The following is an 18078-nucleotide window of genomic DNA, read 5'->3' on the forward strand; positions in this document are numbered from 1 at the left end:
GAGGTCAGGGAATGCAGACTTCCCTCGATGAATTCGATTACATCGTGGTCGGCGCCGGGCCGGCCGGGTGTTTGCTGGCCAATCGGCTGTCGGCGGATCCGCAGCAGCGCGTGTTGTTGCTGGAAGCCGGCGGGCGCGACAACTATCCGTGGATTCACATCCCCGTGGGTTACCTGTTCTGCATCGGCAACCCGCGCACCGACTGGTGCTTCAAGACCGAAGAACAGCCGGGCCTCAATGGCCGCGCGCTGAGTTATCCGCGCGGCAAGGTGCTGGGCGGCTGTTCGTCGATCAACGGCATGATCTACATGCGCGGCCAGGCCAACGACTACGACGGCTGGGCCGCCAAGGGCAATCCGGGCTGGGCCTGGAATGATGTGCTCCCACTGTTCAAACAGAGCGAAAACCACTTCGCCGGCGCGGCGGATTTTCATGGCGACAAGGGTGAATGGCGGGTTGAACGCCAGCGCCTGTCGTGGCCAATTCTCGATGCGTTTCGCAGTGCTGCCGAACAGAGTGGCATCGCCAGCATTGATGACTTCAACCAGGGTGACAACGAAGGTTGCGGTTACTTTCAGGTGAACCAGAAGGCCGGAGTGCGCTGGAATGCGGCGAAGGCGTTTCTCAAACCGATTCGCGATCGGGCCAATCTCACGGTGTTGACCGACGTCGAGGTGGATCGCGTGCTGTTCGAGGATGGACGTGCGGCAGCGGTCAGCGCACGTTGGCAGGGTCAGGAAAAGCGCTTCAAGGCGCGCAAGGAGATCGTGTTGTGCGCCGGCTCCGTGGGTTCGCCGAGCATTCTGCAACGCTCCGGAATCGGCCCGCGTCCGCTGCTGGAAAAGCTCGGAATCGGCGTCGTGCATGAACTGCCAGGCGTCGGCGGCAACCTGCAGGACCACCTGCAACTGCGGCTGATCTACAAACTGGAAAACGCCCGCACCCTCAACCAGATCGCCGGCAGCGTGTGGGGCAAGATGGGCATGGGCCTGCGTTATCTGTATGACCGCAGCGGGCCGTTGTCGATGGCGCCGAGTCAGTTGGGCGCGTTTGCCCGATCCGGGCCTGAGCAGACCTCGGCCAATCTCGAATACCACGTGCAGCCGCTGTCGCTGGAGCGCTTTGGCGAGCCGTTGCACAGCTTCCCCGCGTTCACCGCGTCGGTGTGTGATTTACGACCGCAGAGCCGTGGCCGAGTCGAAATTCGCTCCGCCGACCCGCAAGAATCCCCATTGATTCAACCCAATTATCTGAGCAATCCCGAAGACCTGCGCGTGGCCGCCGACGCGATCCGCCTGACCCGACGCATCGTCAGCGCCCCGGCCCTGCAAGCCTTTAACCCGGTGGAGTACCTGCCCGGCGCCAGCCTGCAAACCGAAGAACAACTGCACGAAGCGGCGGCGAAGATTGGTACGACTATTTTTCACCCGGTCGGCACCTGCCGCATGGGCAACGACGCAGATGCGGTGGTCGATGCGCAATTACGCGTGCATGGCGTGCCCGGCCTGCGGATTGCCGATGCATCGATCATGCCGCGCATTACCTCGGGCAACACCTGTTCGCCTACGCTGATGATTGCTGAAAAAGCGGCACAGCTGATCCTCAACCCAACCGCCCGGAGCTTTCCCGCCGAAGAAAAAGCACTGACCGCACTCTCTTGACCAAAGGAATAGCGGTGCCAGCCCACGAGGTCGGCGCCGACAGTGGAAACAACAAAAACAATCACTGTGAGGGATACCGATATGTCAGAACACGTTCAGCCACTGGACGCCGTGCGCAGCGCGGACGCCAGCCCCGATACCCGAAAGGTCATCTTCGCCTCGTCCCTGGGGACGGTGTTCGAGTGGTATGACTTCTTTCTCTACGGCGCCCTGGCGGCGGTGATCAGCAAGCAGTTCTTCGCCGGGGTCAACGACACCACGGCGTTCATCTTCGCGCTGATGGCGTTTGCCGCAGGCTTCATCGTGCGGCCGTTCGGAGCGCTGGTGTTCGGTCGGTTGGGGGACATGATCGGGCGCAAATACACCTTTCTTGCGACCATTATTCTGATGGGCGTAGCAACGTTCGCGGTGGGCCTGCTGCCGACCTACGCCAGCATCGGCATTGCCGCGCCGATCATTCTGGTGGTGCTGCGCATGCTCCAGGGCCTGGCCCTCGGCGGCGAGTATGGCGGCGCCGCGACTTACGTGGCAGAACACGCACCGATCGGCAAACGCGGCTTCCATACCAGCTGGATTCAATCCACCGCGACCCTCGGTCTGCTGCTTTCGCTGCTGGTGGTACTCGGTTGCCGTTACTTCACCGGTGATCAGTTCGAAGTCTGGGGCTGGCGCATTCCATTCCTGCTGTCGATCGTGCTGCTGGGCATTTCCACCTGGATTCGCCTGAGCCTGCACGAGTCGCCGGCTTATCTGAAAATGAAAGAGGAAGGCAAAACCAGCAAGGCGCCGATCCGCGAATCCTTCGGTAAATGGGAAAATCTCAAAGTCGTGCTGATCGCCCTGTTCAGCATCAACGCCGGGCAAGCGGTGACCTTCTACGCCGCGCAGTTCTACGTGCTGTTCTTCCTCACCCAGTTCCTGAAAATGGACCCGGCGGTGGCCAACAGTCTGCTGATCATCAGCGTGGTGATCGGCGCGCCATTCTTCATCATTTTCGGCTGGCTGTCGGACAAGGTCGGGCGCAAACCGGTGCTGATGCTTGGCTTGCTGCTCGCTACTGCGCTGTACTTCCCGATCTTCAAATCCCTGGCCCACTACGCCAATCCGGCCATCGACCACGCCAGCCAACAGGCGCCAATCACCGTGGTGGCAGACCCGGCGACCTGCACCTTCCAGTTCGATCCGGTGGGCAAAGCCAAATTCGACAGCCCGTGTGACAAGGTCAAGACCTTCCTGGTCAAACAAGGCCTGCCCTACTCCAGCGTCGCCGCCCCGGCGGGCAGCGCGGTGCAGGTGAGCGTCGGCGATGTGAAACTCGATGGCTTCGACGAAGCATCACTGCGCGGTGCGATCACCCTCGCCGGCTATCCGCAACAGGCTGATATGCAGCAAATCAACAAACCAATGATCGTCGCGCTGATCGTCGCGCTGATCATCATCTCCGCCATGTGTTACGGCCCGCTGGCAGCACTGATGGTCGAACTGTTCCCGACCCGCATCCGCTACACCTCGATGTCCTTGCCGTATCACATCGGCAACGGCTGGTTCGGCGGGTTCCTGCCAACCGTGTCGTTTGCGCTGGTGGTGTACACCGGGGATATTTTCTACGGGCTGTGGTACCCGGTACTGATTACAGGGGTAAGCCTGGTGGTGGGAATGATTTGTCTGCGTGAGACAAAGAATATTGACCTCGACAAGAACTGATCCTTGATCAGTGTGGCGAGGGTTTACACCCTCGCCACCCCACTGAATCTCAGACCTCCGCCTCCAGCAATTCAAACTTCACCTGATCGGGATAGAACGCAACGTAATCCTTGATCTGGCTGACCGAAATTTTCGGATGTTCGTACGTCCACACCGCGTTCGCGCCCTCATGCCCGGGCACTTGCAGACTGAAATAATTGGCGTCGCCCTTGTACGGGCAATAACTGGTGTGGTCGGTGCGGGCGAAGTATTTTTCGTCGATGTCTTCGCGAGGGATGTAGTAGACCGGCGGGTAGTTGGCTTCGAGCAGCACCAGCGCTCGGGCGGAGGCCGCGACTTGTATGCCGTGGAATTTCACAAGGAGGCAGCCTGGCTGCTCGGCGATGGTGATGACGGGACTGGGACCGGAAGTTTTCATCGGTTTCTCCTGACTGCGGCGAAGGCACCGGTTCAGGTATAACCCATGCGGCCGGATCACGCCGGGTTCGCAGCCGAACGGCTAAAAAGCCCCTCACCCCAGCCCTCCCGAAACGTCGGACCGCCCAAGGGAGAGGGAGCCAACCGCATCGTCTTTCGCTGTACATCGACCTGAAAAACCGTGTCGATTATGGATTCGGCACAGCCTGCTCAGGTCGATGTATTTCTTCAGCAACCCCCAATCGGTCCCCTCTCCCGCTGGGAGAGGGTTAGGGTGAGGGCCAGCGATTCACGCCATTACGCGACGATATCGGTCGCCACCGCCTGCCCGACCACACCCACGGCGAAGTCCACCGAGCCCTGGCCTGTGAGGTCAATCATCAGGCTGGTCTGGTTGGTCTGCGCGAAGTAAGTGAGGATCGCGTCGCCGGCGTGCCCGGTGAAGCCGCTGACGAAGTTCAGCGTGGCCGCGCCCGAGGCAAAACCGGCGATACCCGACAGGTCGATCTTGTCCAGGCCGCTGGTGAAATCCATGATCCAGTCCGGCGCAGTCATGGTCGAGTCACTGGCTGCGCCGAACACAAAGGTGTCTGCGCCTTCACCGCCCCACAGCGAATCACCACCGCCACCGCCGTAGAGGATGTCGTTGCCGGCACCGCCGATCAGATCGTTGGCCGTTGCGTTGCCGATCAACAGGTCATTGCCCGAGCCGCCCACGGCGTTTTCAACGGTCACGCCATACGCGATGGAGACATTACCCACCAGGCCGCCGACGTCGGAGAACGAACCTTCGTTGAGGTTGATCTTCTGGTTCTGGCTGAAGCCGGAAAAGTCCAGGGTGTCGTTGCCGCCGCCGTCCCACACCGAGAACACCACTTTGGAGGTGTCCGAAGTAGCGCTGTAGTAGTCGCGGTCAGCGTTGGAGTTAAAGCCGTACACGGTGTTGTCGGCACGGGTTTCCAGGTTGGCGCCGTAGAGTTTCTGCACGGCGACGATGTCGTCCAGCAACGGTGCGGAGGCGTAGGCGCCGCTGCCGTCCTTGCTGAAGTTCTGGTCGGTGTTGGCTTCGCTCCAGTAGCTCATCAGGCTGTAGCCACGGGTGTCTTCGGCGTACTTGGCGTCGCCGTAGGTCGGGTTGCCGTTGCCGGCGTTGTAGGCGCCCGGGTGCGACAGGCCGAGGGTGTGGCCGATTTCGTGGGTCAGGGTCTGACGCCCGTAGTTGTTGGTATCCGGAGTCTTGTTAACCTGGTACTTATCGTTGATCAGATACCACGACTGGCCGTCATAGCTGCTGCCCTGTGGCAGGTAGGCGAACGCCGCGCCGCCGGTGCTGACGTCGTAGTTGCCAAACGTCATGTGACCGTCGCCGCCCTTGCCCTCGGTGAAGGTGACGTTGGCCACGTCCGACCACGATTGCAGCGACAGGATGGCCTGGGCTTTCTGCTGATCGCTGAACTCGCTGAAGTTGCCGAGTTTGGAGTTGTAGTTCGACGGTTTGTCGGTCAGGAACGTGTAGGTCAGATCAATCTTGCCGTCGGCATTCTTGTCTTGCCACGACATACCCTTGCGCAGGATTTCGTCGGCGGCCTGGTCGGCGGTGAACGACGGTTTGCCGTTGACGGTCCCGGTGCCACGGTCATACAGGTGGCTGAAGGTGTCGACCGCAGTGAAGGCGCTGGTGGCCTGGGAGGAAGGTTGAGACATGGTGTACGTCCTTGTTTCGAAAGAGTCAGTGTCAGACAGAAAAACGGCGATCTTCTGGCGAGATCGTCCTGTCACTCGCCCTGTTGAGGCAAATTGAACCTGCCACAGCCGCCAAGAGGCGCGCTAATCAATTTCTCGATAACGTCCCCGATTGCCCCGGCGACCGCTGTCATGACCGGCAATCCTTTTATCTGTATATCCATACAGATAAAAGTTGCCCCATCGCCCGACTCAGGCCATTCTGTGCGCCTCTTCGGGCAATGATCGACGACGGTGGTTATGCGGCTGTACCTCTGTGAAAAACCTTCCCAGGCCAAGGATATTGCGGCCGTACTGGGCGCAAAGCGCCGAGGCGACGGCTGCTGGCTGGGAACGGACGTCACGGTGACCTGGTGCATCGGCCACTTGCTGGAAACCGCCCCGCCGGACGCCTATGACGCACGCTACAAGCGCTGGGTGCTGGCGGACCTGCCGATCATCCCGGACAAATGGAAAATGACCGTCAAGCCGCGCACTGCCAGCCAGTACAAAGCGGTCAAGCGCCTGCTCGGCGAGGCCAGCGAACTGATCATCGCCACTGACGCCGATCGCGAAGGCGAAATGATCGCCCGGGAACTGGTGGAGCATTGCCGCTATCGCGGGCCGATCCGCCGCTTGTGGCTGTCGGCGCTGGACGAGGCGTCGATCCGCAAGGCTTTGGCGGCCCTGAAGCCGGGCGCTGAAACCTTCAGCCTTTATCACTCGGCGCTGGGGCGCTCACGGGCAGACTGGCTGATCGGGATGAACATGAGTCGCCTGTTCACCCTGCTCGGCCGGCAATCCGGCTATCAAGGCGTATTGCCGGTGGGCCGGGTGCAAACGCCGACCCTGCGGCTGGTGGTGGATCGCGACCGCAGCATTGCCGATTTCGTACCTGTCGCCTATTGGGCCATCGATGTGCAATTGCTGCACAACGGCACGACGTTTACTGCGCAGTGGCGGGCGCCGAACGATGCCTGTGACGATCAGGATCGCTGCCTCAACCAGGCCCTCGCCCAGCAAGCGGCCGCCGCAATCAGCAGCGCCGCCAGCGCCCGGGTGGTCAAGCTGCGCACCGAGCGCATGCGTGAAGTGGCGCCCCTGCCCTTCGATCTCGGCACCTTGCAGGAAGTCTGCTCGAAGAAGCTCGGCCTCGGCGCCCAGGAAACCCTCGACATCGCCCAGGCCCTCTACGAAACCTACAAAGTCATCACCTACCCGCGCAGCGATTGCGGCTATTTGCCCGTGAGCCAGCACAGCGAGGCGCCGGGGATTCTCGCGGCGTTGCGCCAGGCTGATCCGAGCCTGGAAGCGCTGCGCGAACATCTGGAACCGCAGCGCCGCTCCCGCGCCTGGAACGATGCCAAGGTCAGCGCCCACCACGGCATAATCCCCACCGCCGCCGCGAAGAATCTGGAGCGTCTGACCGGCAAGCACCGTGCGGTCTACACCTTGATTCGCGCACGGTATCTGGCGCAATTCCTGCCCAATCACGAATACGACCGCACCCAGGCCGATTTCGATTGCGCCGGGGAAGCCTTGCGCGCGGTCGGCAAGCAGATCATCGAGCCTGGCTGGAAACGCGCGTTGCCCGAAGCGCTGGCCCCGGCCAAGGGCCGTGAAGCCCCCGCACCACAAACTTTGCCGACGCTGACCCAGGGCGCCGAATGCGCCGTGGCGGATGTGAAGCTCAAGGATTTGTGGACGCAGCCACCCAAGCCCTACACCGAAGGCGATCTGATCAAAGCGATGAAGAACGTCGCCAAACTGGTGGAAGACCCGCTGCTCAAGCAGAAACTCAAGGACACCACTGGTATCGGCACCGAAGCCACCCGAGCTTCGATCATTCAAGGCCTGCTGGATCGTGGTTATCTGGTGAAGAACGGCAAGGCCCTCGCCGCCACGCCCGCCGCGTTCAGCCTGATCGACGCGGTGCCGCGAGCGATTGCCGACCCCGGCACCACGGCGATCTGGGAACAGGCGCTGGATATGGTGCAGAGCGGCGAGATGAGTCTGGAAGAGTTCGTCACCAAGCAGGCCGCGTGGATGAGCAAGCAAGTGACCCGTTGCGCGGGGCTGAGCCTGACCATCAGCGGCCCGCCGCCTGCCGGCAAAGCCGCTGCGCCGTGGAAGAACAAGCGCAAGACCACTCGGCGCAAAACCACCGGCACCAGCAAACGTACGACGAAACCGGCAGCCAAATAGCCCGTTGCGCGCTACTGTTTCTGCAGTGATGGTCAGGAGGCAGCGGCATGTCTGTCATCGAACTGCGCGTCGCCCGGCGCGACGAGTTGGATACCCTTGAAAACCTGATGCAGTTCTACACCTACGACTTCAGCGAGTGGCTGCCGTTGAAGCTGGGCGAGCATGGTTTCTTCCCGATCCAGTTGAAGGACGATTACTGGCGCCAACCGGCAACCCGGCCGTTCCTGATCCACGTCGACGGCGAGTTGGCGGGGTTCGTGACAGTCGATGACCACATCCTCATCGAAGGCGCCAACTACAACATCGGCTATTTCTTTGTCAGCCGGCGCTGGCGTGGCCAAGGCGTCGCGCAGTTTGTCGCCTCTGCCCTCTTGAGCCACGTGCCCGGTCAATGGCAGATTTTCCATGTCGACGCCAACCTGCCTGCGCAGCGGTTCTGGGCCAGGGTGATCCCCGAGGTGAGCGGCGGCGACTTCACTCGCCAGCAGAAAACCGTAGACGGTTATCCCTGCACGTTCTACTGCCTGCGCAGCCCTCCCCACGCTGCCTGAACGGCTCTTTTCTCATTCCAGAATGACTTTGTCCGACAATATGTAGTGACCAAAAATAATCACTACAAAACCGTTGACGGCGTCGTTTTGCTTTTGCATGATGCAGACGTCTCCCCGATCGGGAGCACTGGCAACACGCTTGAGCAAGCTCGTCTGACCGCCGAGCTGTTTTTTCCGGATACACGCTGCCCACAAGGCAGATTGAAGAAGCTGACCTGGCCTGAACGTCCAGTACAAGGACGAGAAGCGCTGGCGAAAATTCTCAAGACGCTTGTGGTCGACCCTGAAAACGTCGTCAAGGAGCCTCCCGGTTTTCGCTGCTTCTCCTCGTTGTGACGCTATTGCGTAGCAGTTATTCAACACGACTACATGCAACAGATGCAGGACCCCGTACTTCACACGGGCGACCGCTGACGTCCTGGTTTCGGTGCCAGGGATCAACTAACCGATGGGCTACCTGTATTAGCGAATCAACTTTGAAAGATCACCAGACTGGTCAAGGGGCAAAATCATGAATCTGAACAATCAACCTACTATCGAAGAACTGGCTCGTATGTTCGCTGCGCAAAAAGACAGCCACGACAGCCATATTCTGTGGATCAGCAAGTCGGGTCAGGTGCATATCGACTGCCTGTCGCCCCATGCTGGTGAAGAAGAGTTCGACCAGAACAACCAGAACCTGCTGGCCCGCCTGAAGATGTACCGCCGCGGCCACGGCTATGTCGGCAAGAAAGCAGCGGCCGACAGGGACTTCATCGGTCATGTTCTGCAAACGCTGAAACAGGCGTGGGACTCGATGCAGAACAAGAACGAAGTTCGGGTGATTGATCGGTTCTACTGAGTTCTGACTTCAATAAACAAAAGGGCCTGCTTCCAATAAGGAGCAGGCCCTTTTTATTGATCACCAGCAATGTTCATGAACGGTTTTCCAACACCATTTCCATGAACGCCACCGCCGCCGCACTGTGATAATTATTCTTGCGCCTCAACAGCGCCGCCCCCCGCTGCGGCGCCTCACTCTCGACCCGCAACCGGCGCAGCGCCCGGTCCTCGGTCGCAATCGCCTCCGGCAACATGGTCGCAATCGGCGCATGTCGGATCACTTCGAGCAACGTACTCACCGAGTTCACCTCGATCTGCACCTTGGGCGTAATCCCATGCTGACGGAAGTACTCGTCAATCGACAGCCGCGTAATGAAGTCCGGCGCCAACAGGGCGAAATCCAGCTGCGCAATGTCTTCCGGCGTCAGCACTGCAGCGCTGTCATACAAGGGATGTTCTCGCCCGACCATCACCCCCAACGTCTCGACAAATGCCGGAATGCATTCAATGTCCGGGTTGCGCACTGGTGTGAAGGCAATCGCGATATCCAGCGAGTCATCCGTCAGCCCGGCCTCGATGTCATCCATCGACAGTTCGAAAATCTCCAGGTGAATCCCCGGATACCGCGCCACGTAGTCGCGCACCAACGGCCCCACCAGATACGCCATGAACGTCGGGGTCATGGCCAGGCGCAGCGAGCCTCGGGACAGATCCTTCACGTCATGCAATGCGCGCTTGCCCGCCTCCAGCTCCACCAGCACCCGCCGCGCACATTCGATGTAGGCCTGACCGGCATCGGTGGGTTTGACCGAACGCGAGGTGCGGTCGAACAGATCCACGCCAAGGCTTTCCTCCAATTGGCGGATCTGTTGCGACAGGGTCGGCTGCGACACGTGCAGCGCCTCGGCTGCCCGGGTGAAGCCACCGTGATCGGCCACGGCCAGCAGGTAACGCAAATGTCGCAGCAGCATGAGGCTCTCCATCTATAGGCAGTGCTTATGCTTTGCATTGTATATCGGTCTTGGACGCTATGGATCAATCGGCAGAAGATGAATCCCACACAGCAAGCCAACCCCGAAAGGAGAAACACCATGCAATCTCAAGCCTACAACGACAGCCGCATCGCCCTGACCACCCGTGCCCTGGATGCCAAGGCACAGAAAAACCTGTCGTGGCAGGATCTGGCCGACGGCACCGGCCTGAGTCTGGCCTACGTTACCGCCGCCCTCCTCGGCCAGCATCCACTTCCGAAAGCCGCTGCCGAAGTGGTCGGCGACAAGCTTGAGCTGAGCGCCGAAGACGTCGCCGCCCTGCAAATCATCCCGCTGCGCGGCAGCCTCGACGGTGTGCCGACCGACCCGACCATCTACCGCTTCCACGAGATGATCCAGATCTACGGCACCACCCTGAAGGCACTGGTTCACGAACAATTCGGCGACGGCATCATCAGCGCGATCAACTTCAAGCTCGACATCAAGAAAGTCGAAGACCCTGAAGGCGGTTCCCGCGCCGTGGTCACCCTCGACGGCAAGTTCCTCCCACTGCGTCCGTTCTGATCCATCTTGAGCCCGCACCCTGCGTGCGGGCCCGCCCAAACCTGAATTGCCAAGTCGTCACCACATCCGTCTGGAGGCTGCCCCATGCAAAAAATTCTGTTGTCCCTGGCCCTGCTCGCCGGTCTTTGCGCTCAAGCCCAGGCCAGTGAAGAAGCTGTCGCCTACCGCTACGGCATGCAACTGGACATCGCGCAGGTCGTGAGCATCACCCCGGTCGCCGACGTCTGCGGCGTGGTCCCGGTCGAAATGACCTACCTCGACAGCAATGGCACAAAACACATTCTTCAATACAGCGAGTTCGGCACTGGCTGCTCCAACTGAGAGGACACACCATGAAAAACCTGATCGAAGGATTCCTGAAGTTCCAGAGCGAAGCCTTTCCGCAACGCACTGAACTGTTCAAACACCTGGCGACTACCCAAACCCCAGGCACCTTGTTCATCACTTGCTCCGACAGTCGTGTCGTACCGGAACTGCTGACCCAACAAGAACCCGGCGAACTGTTCGTGATCCGCAACGCTGGCAATATCGTGCCGTCCTACAGCCCTCATCCGGGTGGGGTTTCGGCGACGGTGGAATACGCGGTGGCCGTGCTCGGCGTGACCGACATCGTGATCTGCGGCCACTCCGATTGCGGTGCCATGACGGCCATCGCCCAGTGCAAATGCATGGATCACCTGCCCGCCGTCAGCGGCTGGCTGCAACATGCCGAGTCGGCGAAAGTGGTCAACGAATCGAGGCCACACGCCAATGACGCGGCCAAGCTGAGTTCGATGGTGCGCGAGAACGTGATCGCCCAACTGGCGAACATCCAGACCCACCCGAGCGTGCGTCTGGCCCAGGAGAAAGGCCTGCTGAATCTGCATGGCTGGGTGTACGACATCGAGACCGGCTCCATCGATGCCTTGAGCGCCGACCGCCGCACCTTTGTCTCGCTGGCCGAGCAACCGTCGACGTGCGCCGTCTACGGTCAGGCCGTCGATGCGGCTTGAGAACGCGACGCCGCGCCCGTCATTGCGATGGGCGCGGCGCTGTTCTGTTTAGCGTTTCACGCCCAGATCGATTTGCGTCATGCGGCTGCGCACGGTGAACACACCGTCACCCGAAAGAATCGCGCTACGGGCAAACAGGCGACCGCTTTCCCAGTTCGAAAGCCCCAGTTCCGGCTTGTTCAGCGCGTACTGGCCATCGACCCAACGGGTGATCCCGTTGCCCACGAACGGCGCGTTGACCGCGCTGTAGAAACGTTCTTGAACCGCCGCATCCTCGCTGATCAACGACACGGTGAACTGTGGGCTGTAGCGGTTGAAGAGTGCGATGGCCTGATCAAGATCGTCGACGATCATCAGGCTGGTTTCCGGGGTTTCTTCCCATTCCCACTCGCGGCCCAGTTGCGCTTCCGGCAATGGTTCGGCCAGCGCTTCGGTCTGGTAACCCTCGGCGCGATAGACTTCGACCGTCGCGTGCTGCCAGTCGCTCGGCAGGTAGCTTTCGCTGCCTTCGACAATGTGCAATTTGCAGCCCTGACCGCGCGCGGTGCCGGCCTGCTGCAAGGCGTCGAGGAACAACGGCACCAGTTCAGCAGCGCGGTCACGTTGAATCAGGCAGACGTTCAACGTGTTGCAGACCTTGCGATCCAGCGAGTTGCGTACCACAGCAGCAAAGCGTTTGGCGTCGGCATCGCGATCGGCGATCAGCCACGCGCCACCGGTGCCGTGCAGGCTGACGGCGGTGCCGGCCTGCTGGGCGATGCTGCCCAACTGGCTGACCGCACGACCCGAACCTCGGGCCACGGCCAGCGACAGACGCCGGTCGGCGAACATCGCCCAGCCGGCGGCGTGGTTGACGCTCTCGACCAGCGACACCGCACCCGCCGGCAGACCGGCATCGGCCAGCGCCGGGTTCAAGGCGTGGGTGACTATGGCTTGCGCGGTGCCCAAGGCATCGCTGCCAATGCGCAGCACGGCGGTGTTGCCGGTGCGCAGTACGCCAGCGGCATCAGCGAAAACATTCGGCCGGCCTTCAAACACGAACGCAACGATGCCCAGCGGCGACACCACTTGCTCGACCTTCCAACCGTCATGCTCGACGCTGCTGATCACCTTGCCACGCGTGGCCGGCGCATCACGCCAGGCACGCAGGCCGGCGATCATGTCACAGCGCATGCGTTCGTCGGCGAGCAAACGGGTGGTCGAACGACCACGCGCCTTGGCCCGTTCGATGTCGGCGAGGTTGGCGGCTTCGATCAGCGCCCAGGCGTCCGGGTTTTCCAGGCGTTGAGCGAACAGGTCGAAGAAACGGCTGATGGCCTCATCCGATACGGCGGACAACGCGGTGAAAGCCGCTGCCGCACGCTCGATCGCCACCGAAGCGGCCTGCTGATCCACCACCGGAATAAGCAACAACTCGCCACTCACTTGCTCCACCAAAAGGTGGTCGCCGGGTCGGAAACGCTCGGCCAGTTCGGGGCTGACCACAGTGACGCGGTTACCAGCGAAAGGGATAGGCGTGCCAGCGACGAGACGTTCGAGCGCGAGAGACATGAAGCGGATTCACCATGCAAATGAGCGGGCGAAAAATGTATAGCAAAAGTCCCCGAGCGTCACGCCTCAGGCTGGCGCTTGCAGCCGCGCGTGCAACAGGCCTTTGACCGTGCGCATCACGGCAGCATTTGCCTCCTCCATCTGCCCGACCTGTTTCAGCGCCTCTTCCAGTTCACCACGGGCATGGGCCTCAAGGGCGGCCTGACCGCTGCTGTGCACCAGACGATGGGGCACTTCCATGCGTCGAAAATCGGCGTCGCGCTGCTGGTTCTGATTCTGTTCGCCGTAGTACCACTGGCCGAACAGGCACTCGGTTTCATCCGGGAGGGTCAACGGCGCATGGGGTTTGGGGTTAAGCAAGCGGTCGTACACCGTGACTTTCAGTGTCAGTTCCTGAAGGTTCGCCAGCTCAATGTCGGACAACAGGTGCGACTGGTCGATCTCGCGCTGCATCTGTTGCGCCTGGCCGTACATCCCGGCCATGGCGTCAGCGGTCTGGTCGATGATCGAGCCAAACGCACCGGAGACTTGGCTCTGCAGCGAGATTGCTTGTTTCGCCTCACCGATTTCAGCCTGGATCGCCGAGGTTTCCTTGACGATTTCGCGGGTGGCTTCAGCGGTTTTCTCCGCCAGCAAGCGTACTTCCCCGGCCACCACCGCGAAGCCGCGCCCGGTGTCGCCAGCGCGGGCCGCTTCAATCGCGGCGTTGAGCGCCAGCAGGTTGGTCTTGCGGGCAATGTCGCTGATCAGGTCGACAATGCGATCAATCTCGCTGGCACGGCTAACCAGATGAGTGATCACGCCTTCCAGCGCTTCGAGGCCGGCCGCCATGACCCGCGACTGATCCTGTAAATGCCCGACCTGCGCCTGATTGTCGATGGCCGCACTGGCGACCGCTTCGGCGCGCTGGTGATTAAGTTTCAGGCGTTGATTGAGCATCGAGAACGACTCGCTGACCGGCGCCAGCGAGTTGCCACAGGTCAGCAGGTGCTGTGCCAGACCACGAAAGAAGTCGCGGTCGCGCAGTTCGGCCTTGTGCGTAGCGATCAGCGTTTCATCGACCACGGTCACCACAGGTTCCGGCAGCGTCTCCCGGCTGACCGCTACCGCTTTCTTGCGCCATGTGAAATTCATCGCCAGCTCCCCCGACGCGAACGCGTCAAAAGCGCGGGACGATACGAATGAACCAGGGCGGATCAAACCTCCAATTGTGCGAAATACCGGGAGACCACCGTCTCAGAACACCGACCAGCCGATCCGCGAACTGAGCATTTCCAACGCCGCCATCCCCGCCAGCGAGTTGCCTGCCGCGTTGAGTTCCGGCGACCACACGCACACCGTGAACTGCCCCGGCACCACCGCAACGATGCCGCCACCGACGCCGCTCTTGCCCGGCAGGCCGACGCGATAGGCGAAGTTGCCGGCCTCGTCGTACAGGCCGCTGGTGGCCATGATCGAGTTGACTTGCTGGGTCTGGCGGCGGGTGAGGATCTGTTCGCCGCTGTGTTTGCAATAACCGTCGTTGGCCAGGAAGCAGAACGCCCGAGCCAGGTCGATGCAGCTCATGCGCAACGCGCAGTGGCTGAAATAGCTGCGCAGCACCGCTTCGACGTCGTTGTGGAAGTTACCGAAGGATTGCATCAAGTAGGCCATCGCCGCGTTGCGTGCGCGGTGCTGGTATTCGGACTCGGCCACTTTGCCGTCGACCATCACCTGCGGGTTGCCCGACAGCCGTCGCACGAAATCACGCATCGACAATGCCGGCGCCGCGAAGCGTGACTGGTTGATGTCGCAGATCACCAGCGCCCCAGCATTGATGAACGGATTGCGCGGACGGCCGCGTTCGAACTCCAGCTGCACCAGCGAGTTGAACGGCTGGCCGGACGGTTCGTGGCCCAGGCGTTCCCAGATCGTCTCGCCGGAATGTTCGATGGCCTGCACCAGGCTGAATACCTTGGAAATACTCTGCACCGAGAACAGCGTCTCGGCATCGCCGGCGCAATACATCTCGCCGTCGTTGCCGTACACCGCGATACCCAGTTGATCGGGCGGCACGGTGCCGAGGGCGGGAATGTAGTCAGCCACCTTGCCCTGCCCGATCAGGGGCCGTACAGCGTCAAGGATCTCGTTCAACAGCGCTTGCATGCCGGGTCTCGAAGTCTCGCCCCATGGGATTGCGGGGACACGGTGGCTAGACGCTGCGCCCGCCAGCCGAATCACACCTTGTTCGTGTATCGCACTGTATACGACGCAACCCCTGACACACCCGGAGCACAAATCCCCCCCTTCGCGACACATCACCGATACAGCCCGACGTTCAAATGAACCTGTCGATCGGCAACACCGATCAAGCCTTTGAACTCATACATCGCATCGGAGATTCACCATGACCAAACTCTCGAAAACCTCCCTGACGCTCGGCCTGCTGCTGGCCGGTGGCCTGGCCCTGTCCAACGCCGCTTCGGCTTCCGAGGTGTTCAGCGTCAAGCAACTGGATCACGGCTACAGCCAGACCCAGGCCCAGGCCCAGGCCGACACTCCGGAAAAAACCTCGGAAGGCAAATGCGGCGAAGGCAAGTGCGGCGCCGGCGAATAACCCTTTTCACGGGGCCCGCCGGTGCCCCGTTTTCCCTTGATTGAACGGAGCCATCCCATGACCACTGCTCTCTCGACGGCCGTCAAAGGCCTGCACCTGAATCTTGATCGCGCAGGCCAATGGCTGGCGCCGCTGACCCTGCGCCTGTTCATCGCCTGGGAGTTTTTCGAATCGGGCCTGGAGAAATTCAACGGCCAGAACTGGTTCGAAGACATTCAGGAGCGTTTCCCGTTTCCCTTCGATCACTTGCCGGCGACGCTGAACTGGGAACTGTCGATGTGGGCCGAGCTGATCTGCGCGCTGGCGATCCTGATCGGGCTCGGCACGCGTTTCTCGGCGATTTCGCTGATCGTCGTGACGGTTGTCGCCACCGCCGCTGTGCACTGGCCAGCAGACTGGTCGTCGTTGAGTGAACTGGCGCAGGGGTATGCGATCACCAACAAGGGCTTCGGCAACTTCAAGCTGCCGGTGATTTACCTGGTTGCGTTGGTGCCGCTGGTATTCGCCGGAGCCGGCAAGTTGAGCGTGGATGCGTGGCTGGAGCGATTCTTCTGGAAACGCGCCAGCCGCTGAGGATCAATGCGCCCGGTCGAGCCCCGCCAGCAGCGCGCTGTCACGGCTGTAGATGTCCGGCGCGTAGAGCACGCGGCCCTTCCCGTCGACCTGTGCCGTCCAATAAGTCATCAGGATCGGCACCGGGTTGCTCAGGCGGAATTCATGGGTGGTGCCGGTGGCGAGCAAGGTGTCGGTACGGGCTCTTTCCGCCGGGCTAAGCAAGAAGTCGCGCAGTTTCATAGGATGCTCGACCCGCACACAACCGGAACTGAACGCCCGTGGACCTTTGTCGAACAGCGCCTTGCTCGGCGTGTCATGCAGGTACACCGAAAACGGGTTGGGGAAACGGATGACCATTTGCCCCAGCGGATTGCGCGGCCCGGCGTCCTGACGCAGGAGGATGTTGCCGGGGTTGTCCCAGTCGATGTCGGCAGCGGCCAGCGGCTGACCGTTGGCGTCGAGAACCTGCAGGTTCTGGCGGCTGAGGAAGGTCTGATCCTTACGGATTGCCGGCAGTTTGTCTTCTTTCCAGATGGTCGGCGGCACGGTCCAGGTCGGGTTCAGTGTCAGGCGCGTGACCCGGGATTTGAGCAACGGCGTCTGGCGCTCGGCGCGACCGACCTGGGTGCGGGTCTGCCACACCGGCTGGCCGCCCTGGTACAGAGTCAGTTCGGCGGCGGCGACGTTGACCAGCAGGCCATCGGGCTCCATATCCTGGGCCAGCCAGCGGAAACGCTCAAGGTTGACCCGAAGCTGTTCGCGACGCGTCAGCGGGCTGATGTTCATCTCGGCAATCGTCCCCGGCCCGACCACACCGTCGGCCTGCAACGAATGGTTGGCCTGGAAGCTTTTCACCGCCTCGACCAAAACACCGTGATAAGCATTGTCCGGCGTACCGACCACACTGCTCAGATAACCTTCGCTGTAAAGCCGCTTGGCCAGTTCCGGTACGCGTTTGTCTTCCATGTCCGGGCGCAGCAGCGGCCCGTTGCCCACCGACTGCCAGTGCGGCAAGGTTTGCAGGCGTTGTGCGGCATAGAGGTGACGCAGGTTCTGATATTGCGCCAGGTTCGGCCGCGCCAAGTCGAAGGCCGCCGCCATGTCATGCATGCCCGGCACAGCGATGGCGAGCAATTCGGCCTGACGGTCACGTGGCGCTTCGTCGGCGTGCCACAGCGGTTCGAAGTGCGATTGAAGCAGACGACCGTAATGCAGGTCCTGCAAGGCTTGCAGGTAGTTGCGACTTATGTCGATGTCGGCGCACAGATCGCCGTCCTGCGGAACTGTTTCCGCAACCGGATAGCGTTTCGGATTGAGGCCATCGTCGGCCAGCAGCTGCAATTGCGCGTGCAATTGCGGCAATTGCCCGGCCGCCGCCCATACCGGCAACCAGTCCTGCTGTTGATAGAACGCCTGCAACTGTTCGAGCGCCGGGCCGCCGAGACGGGCGGCAATCGCCGGACAGGCCTGCGGCAGGCTGATCAACGCGGCCTGCAGCGGGCTTTGCGGCTCGACAGGCATTTCTGCCGGCAGCGTCGGGAGTGCCGATACAGGCTCATCGGCACAAACGACAAACGGCGCAGCGAGCAAACAAATGCTCAAGTAGCATGCGTACTTTTTGAACAACTGCTTTACTCCAATCCATGGCCGTCTTGATTGACGGTCAACCTTACATCAGGTGCGGTGATACAGTCAGGTCCGATTCGCGAGCCTGCCGGGGACGACTGGACGTCAGGAGCCAAAGTG

General features: G+C 61.3%; 18 protein-coding genes. 11 read left to right on the forward strand and 7 right to left on the reverse strand.

Features of this window, described 5'->3' with window-relative positions; translation table 11 throughout:
* Positions 1-11 precede the first annotated feature (11 nt).
* Both JJN09_RS07980 and JJN09_RS07985 read left to right on the forward strand, forming a co-directional pair.
* Entirely contained in the window at positions 12-1661 is a 1650-nt protein-coding gene (locus JJN09_RS07980; RefSeq protein WP_249486664.1) for a GMC family oxidoreductase, read from the forward strand.
* 81 nt (positions 1662-1742) lie between these two features.
* Positions 1743-3365 carry an MFS transporter gene (locus tag JJN09_RS07985; RefSeq protein ID WP_249486665.1) on the forward strand — a complete coding sequence of 541 codons (1623 nt, stop codon included), beginning with the start codon at positions 1743-1745 and terminating at the stop codon, positions 3363-3365.
* Between the two features lie 49 nt (positions 3366-3414).
* Here the strand turns inward: JJN09_RS07985 and JJN09_RS07990 are convergent, their stop codons facing one another.
* Positions 3415-3783 carry a DUF427 domain-containing protein gene (locus tag JJN09_RS07990; RefSeq protein ID WP_096820174.1) on the reverse strand — a complete coding sequence of 123 codons (369 nt, stop codon included), beginning with the start codon at positions 3781-3783 and terminating at the stop codon, positions 3415-3417.
* Positions 3784-4079: 296 nt separating this feature from the next.
* Positions 4080-5486 (reverse strand): serralysin family metalloprotease, encoded by a 1407-nt coding sequence (locus JJN09_RS07995; RefSeq protein ID WP_249486666.1) that lies wholly within the window; start codon positions 5484-5486, stop codon positions 4080-4082.
* A 279-nt stretch (positions 5487-5765) separates the two neighbouring features.
* Here JJN09_RS07995 and JJN09_RS08000 point away from each other — a divergent pair, with 279 nt between their 5' ends.
* The 4 genes from JJN09_RS08000 (at position 5766) to JJN09_RS08015 (ending at position 9101) form a co-directional block, all read left to right on the forward strand.
* A complete protein-coding gene (locus tag JJN09_RS08000) occupies positions 5766-7709 on the forward strand; it encodes a DNA topoisomerase III (RefSeq protein ID WP_249486667.1) in 1944 nt (647 codons plus the stop codon).
* A gap of 47 nt (positions 7710-7756) precedes the next feature.
* Positions 7757-8260 carry a GNAT family N-acetyltransferase gene (locus tag JJN09_RS08005; protein WP_249486668.1) on the forward strand — a complete coding sequence of 168 codons (504 nt, stop codon included), beginning with the start codon at positions 7757-7759 and terminating at the stop codon, positions 8258-8260.
* A 45-nt stretch (positions 8261-8305) separates the two neighbouring features.
* Positions 8306-8596, forward strand: a complete 291-nt coding sequence (locus JJN09_RS08010; protein WP_176504837.1) for a hypothetical protein — start codon at positions 8306-8308, stop codon at positions 8594-8596.
* A gap of 175 nt (positions 8597-8771) precedes the next feature.
* Positions 8772-9101 (forward strand): hypothetical protein, encoded by a 330-nt coding sequence (locus JJN09_RS08015; RefSeq protein WP_249486669.1) that lies wholly within the window; start codon positions 8772-8774, stop codon positions 9099-9101.
* A 73-nt stretch (positions 9102-9174) separates the two neighbouring features.
* On the opposite strand, the gene cynR is transcribed toward JJN09_RS08015, so the two are convergent.
* On the reverse strand, positions 9175-10053 hold the full coding sequence (gene cynR / locus JJN09_RS08020; RefSeq protein WP_249486670.1) for a transcriptional regulator CynR: 879 nt from the start codon (positions 10051-10053) through the stop codon (positions 9175-9177).
* A gap of 120 nt (positions 10054-10173) precedes the next feature.
* On the opposite strand from cynR, the gene cynS reads away from it, so the two are divergent.
* The 3 genes from cynS to JJN09_RS08035 all read left to right on the forward strand — a co-directional run bounded on the left by cynS (position 10174) and on the right by JJN09_RS08035 (position 11630).
* Positions 10174-10638: a cyanase gene (gene cynS / locus JJN09_RS08025; protein ID WP_011334741.1), complete on the forward strand. Its 465-nt coding sequence runs from the start codon at positions 10174-10176 to the stop codon at positions 10636-10638.
* Positions 10639-10722: 84 nt separating this feature from the next.
* Positions 10723-10959 carry a DUF2790 domain-containing protein gene (locus tag JJN09_RS08030; RefSeq protein WP_249486671.1) on the forward strand — a complete coding sequence of 79 codons (237 nt, stop codon included), beginning with the start codon at positions 10723-10725 and terminating at the stop codon, positions 10957-10959.
* Positions 10960-10970: 11 nt separating this feature from the next.
* Positions 10971-11630 carry a carbonic anhydrase gene (locus JJN09_RS08035; protein ID WP_249486672.1) on the forward strand — a complete coding sequence of 220 codons (660 nt, stop codon included), beginning with the start codon at positions 10971-10973 and terminating at the stop codon, positions 11628-11630.
* 48 nt (positions 11631-11678) lie between these two features.
* Here the strand turns inward: JJN09_RS08035 and JJN09_RS08040 are convergent, their stop codons facing one another.
* The 3 genes from JJN09_RS08040 to glsB all read right to left on the reverse strand — a co-directional run bounded on the left by JJN09_RS08040 (position 11679) and on the right by glsB (position 15326).
* The gene (locus tag JJN09_RS08040) at positions 11679-13181 is read right to left on the reverse strand and encodes an aldehyde dehydrogenase family protein (RefSeq protein WP_249486673.1); all 1503 of its coding nucleotides are present in this window, start codon (positions 13179-13181) and stop codon (positions 11679-11681) included.
* A gap of 66 nt (positions 13182-13247) precedes the next feature.
* Positions 13248-14315 carry a methyl-accepting chemotaxis protein gene (locus JJN09_RS29660; protein WP_302852004.1) on the reverse strand — a complete coding sequence of 356 codons (1068 nt, stop codon included), beginning with the start codon at positions 14313-14315 and terminating at the stop codon, positions 13248-13250.
* A 102-nt stretch (positions 14316-14417) separates the two neighbouring features.
* Complete coding sequence (glsB, locus tag JJN09_RS08055; protein ID WP_249486674.1) at positions 14418-15326, reverse strand: glutaminase B; 909 nt, start codon at positions 15324-15326, stop codon at positions 14418-14420.
* Positions 15327-15567: 241 nt separating this feature from the next.
* On the opposite strand from glsB, the gene JJN09_RS08060 reads away from it, so the two are divergent.
* A complete protein-coding gene (locus tag JJN09_RS08060) occupies positions 15568-15777 on the forward strand; it encodes a hypothetical protein (RefSeq protein ID WP_249486675.1) in 210 nt (69 codons plus the stop codon).
* Positions 15778-15834: 57 nt separating this feature from the next.
* Positions 15835-16350, forward strand: coding sequence for a DoxX family protein (locus JJN09_RS08065; protein ID WP_249486676.1), 516 nt, complete (start codon positions 15835-15837; stop codon positions 16348-16350).
* A gap of 3 nt (positions 16351-16353) precedes the next feature.
* Here the strand turns inward: JJN09_RS08065 and JJN09_RS08070 are convergent, their stop codons facing one another.
* Entirely contained in the window at positions 16354-17958 is a 1605-nt protein-coding gene (locus JJN09_RS08070; RefSeq protein ID WP_249486677.1) for a murein L,D-transpeptidase, read from the reverse strand.
* Between the last annotated feature and the right edge of the window lie 120 nt (positions 17959-18078).

This window comes from Pseudomonas sp. HS6 (genome assembly GCF_023375815.1).
GTDB lineage: Bacteria > Pseudomonadota > Gammaproteobacteria > Pseudomonadales > Pseudomonadaceae > Aquipseudomonas.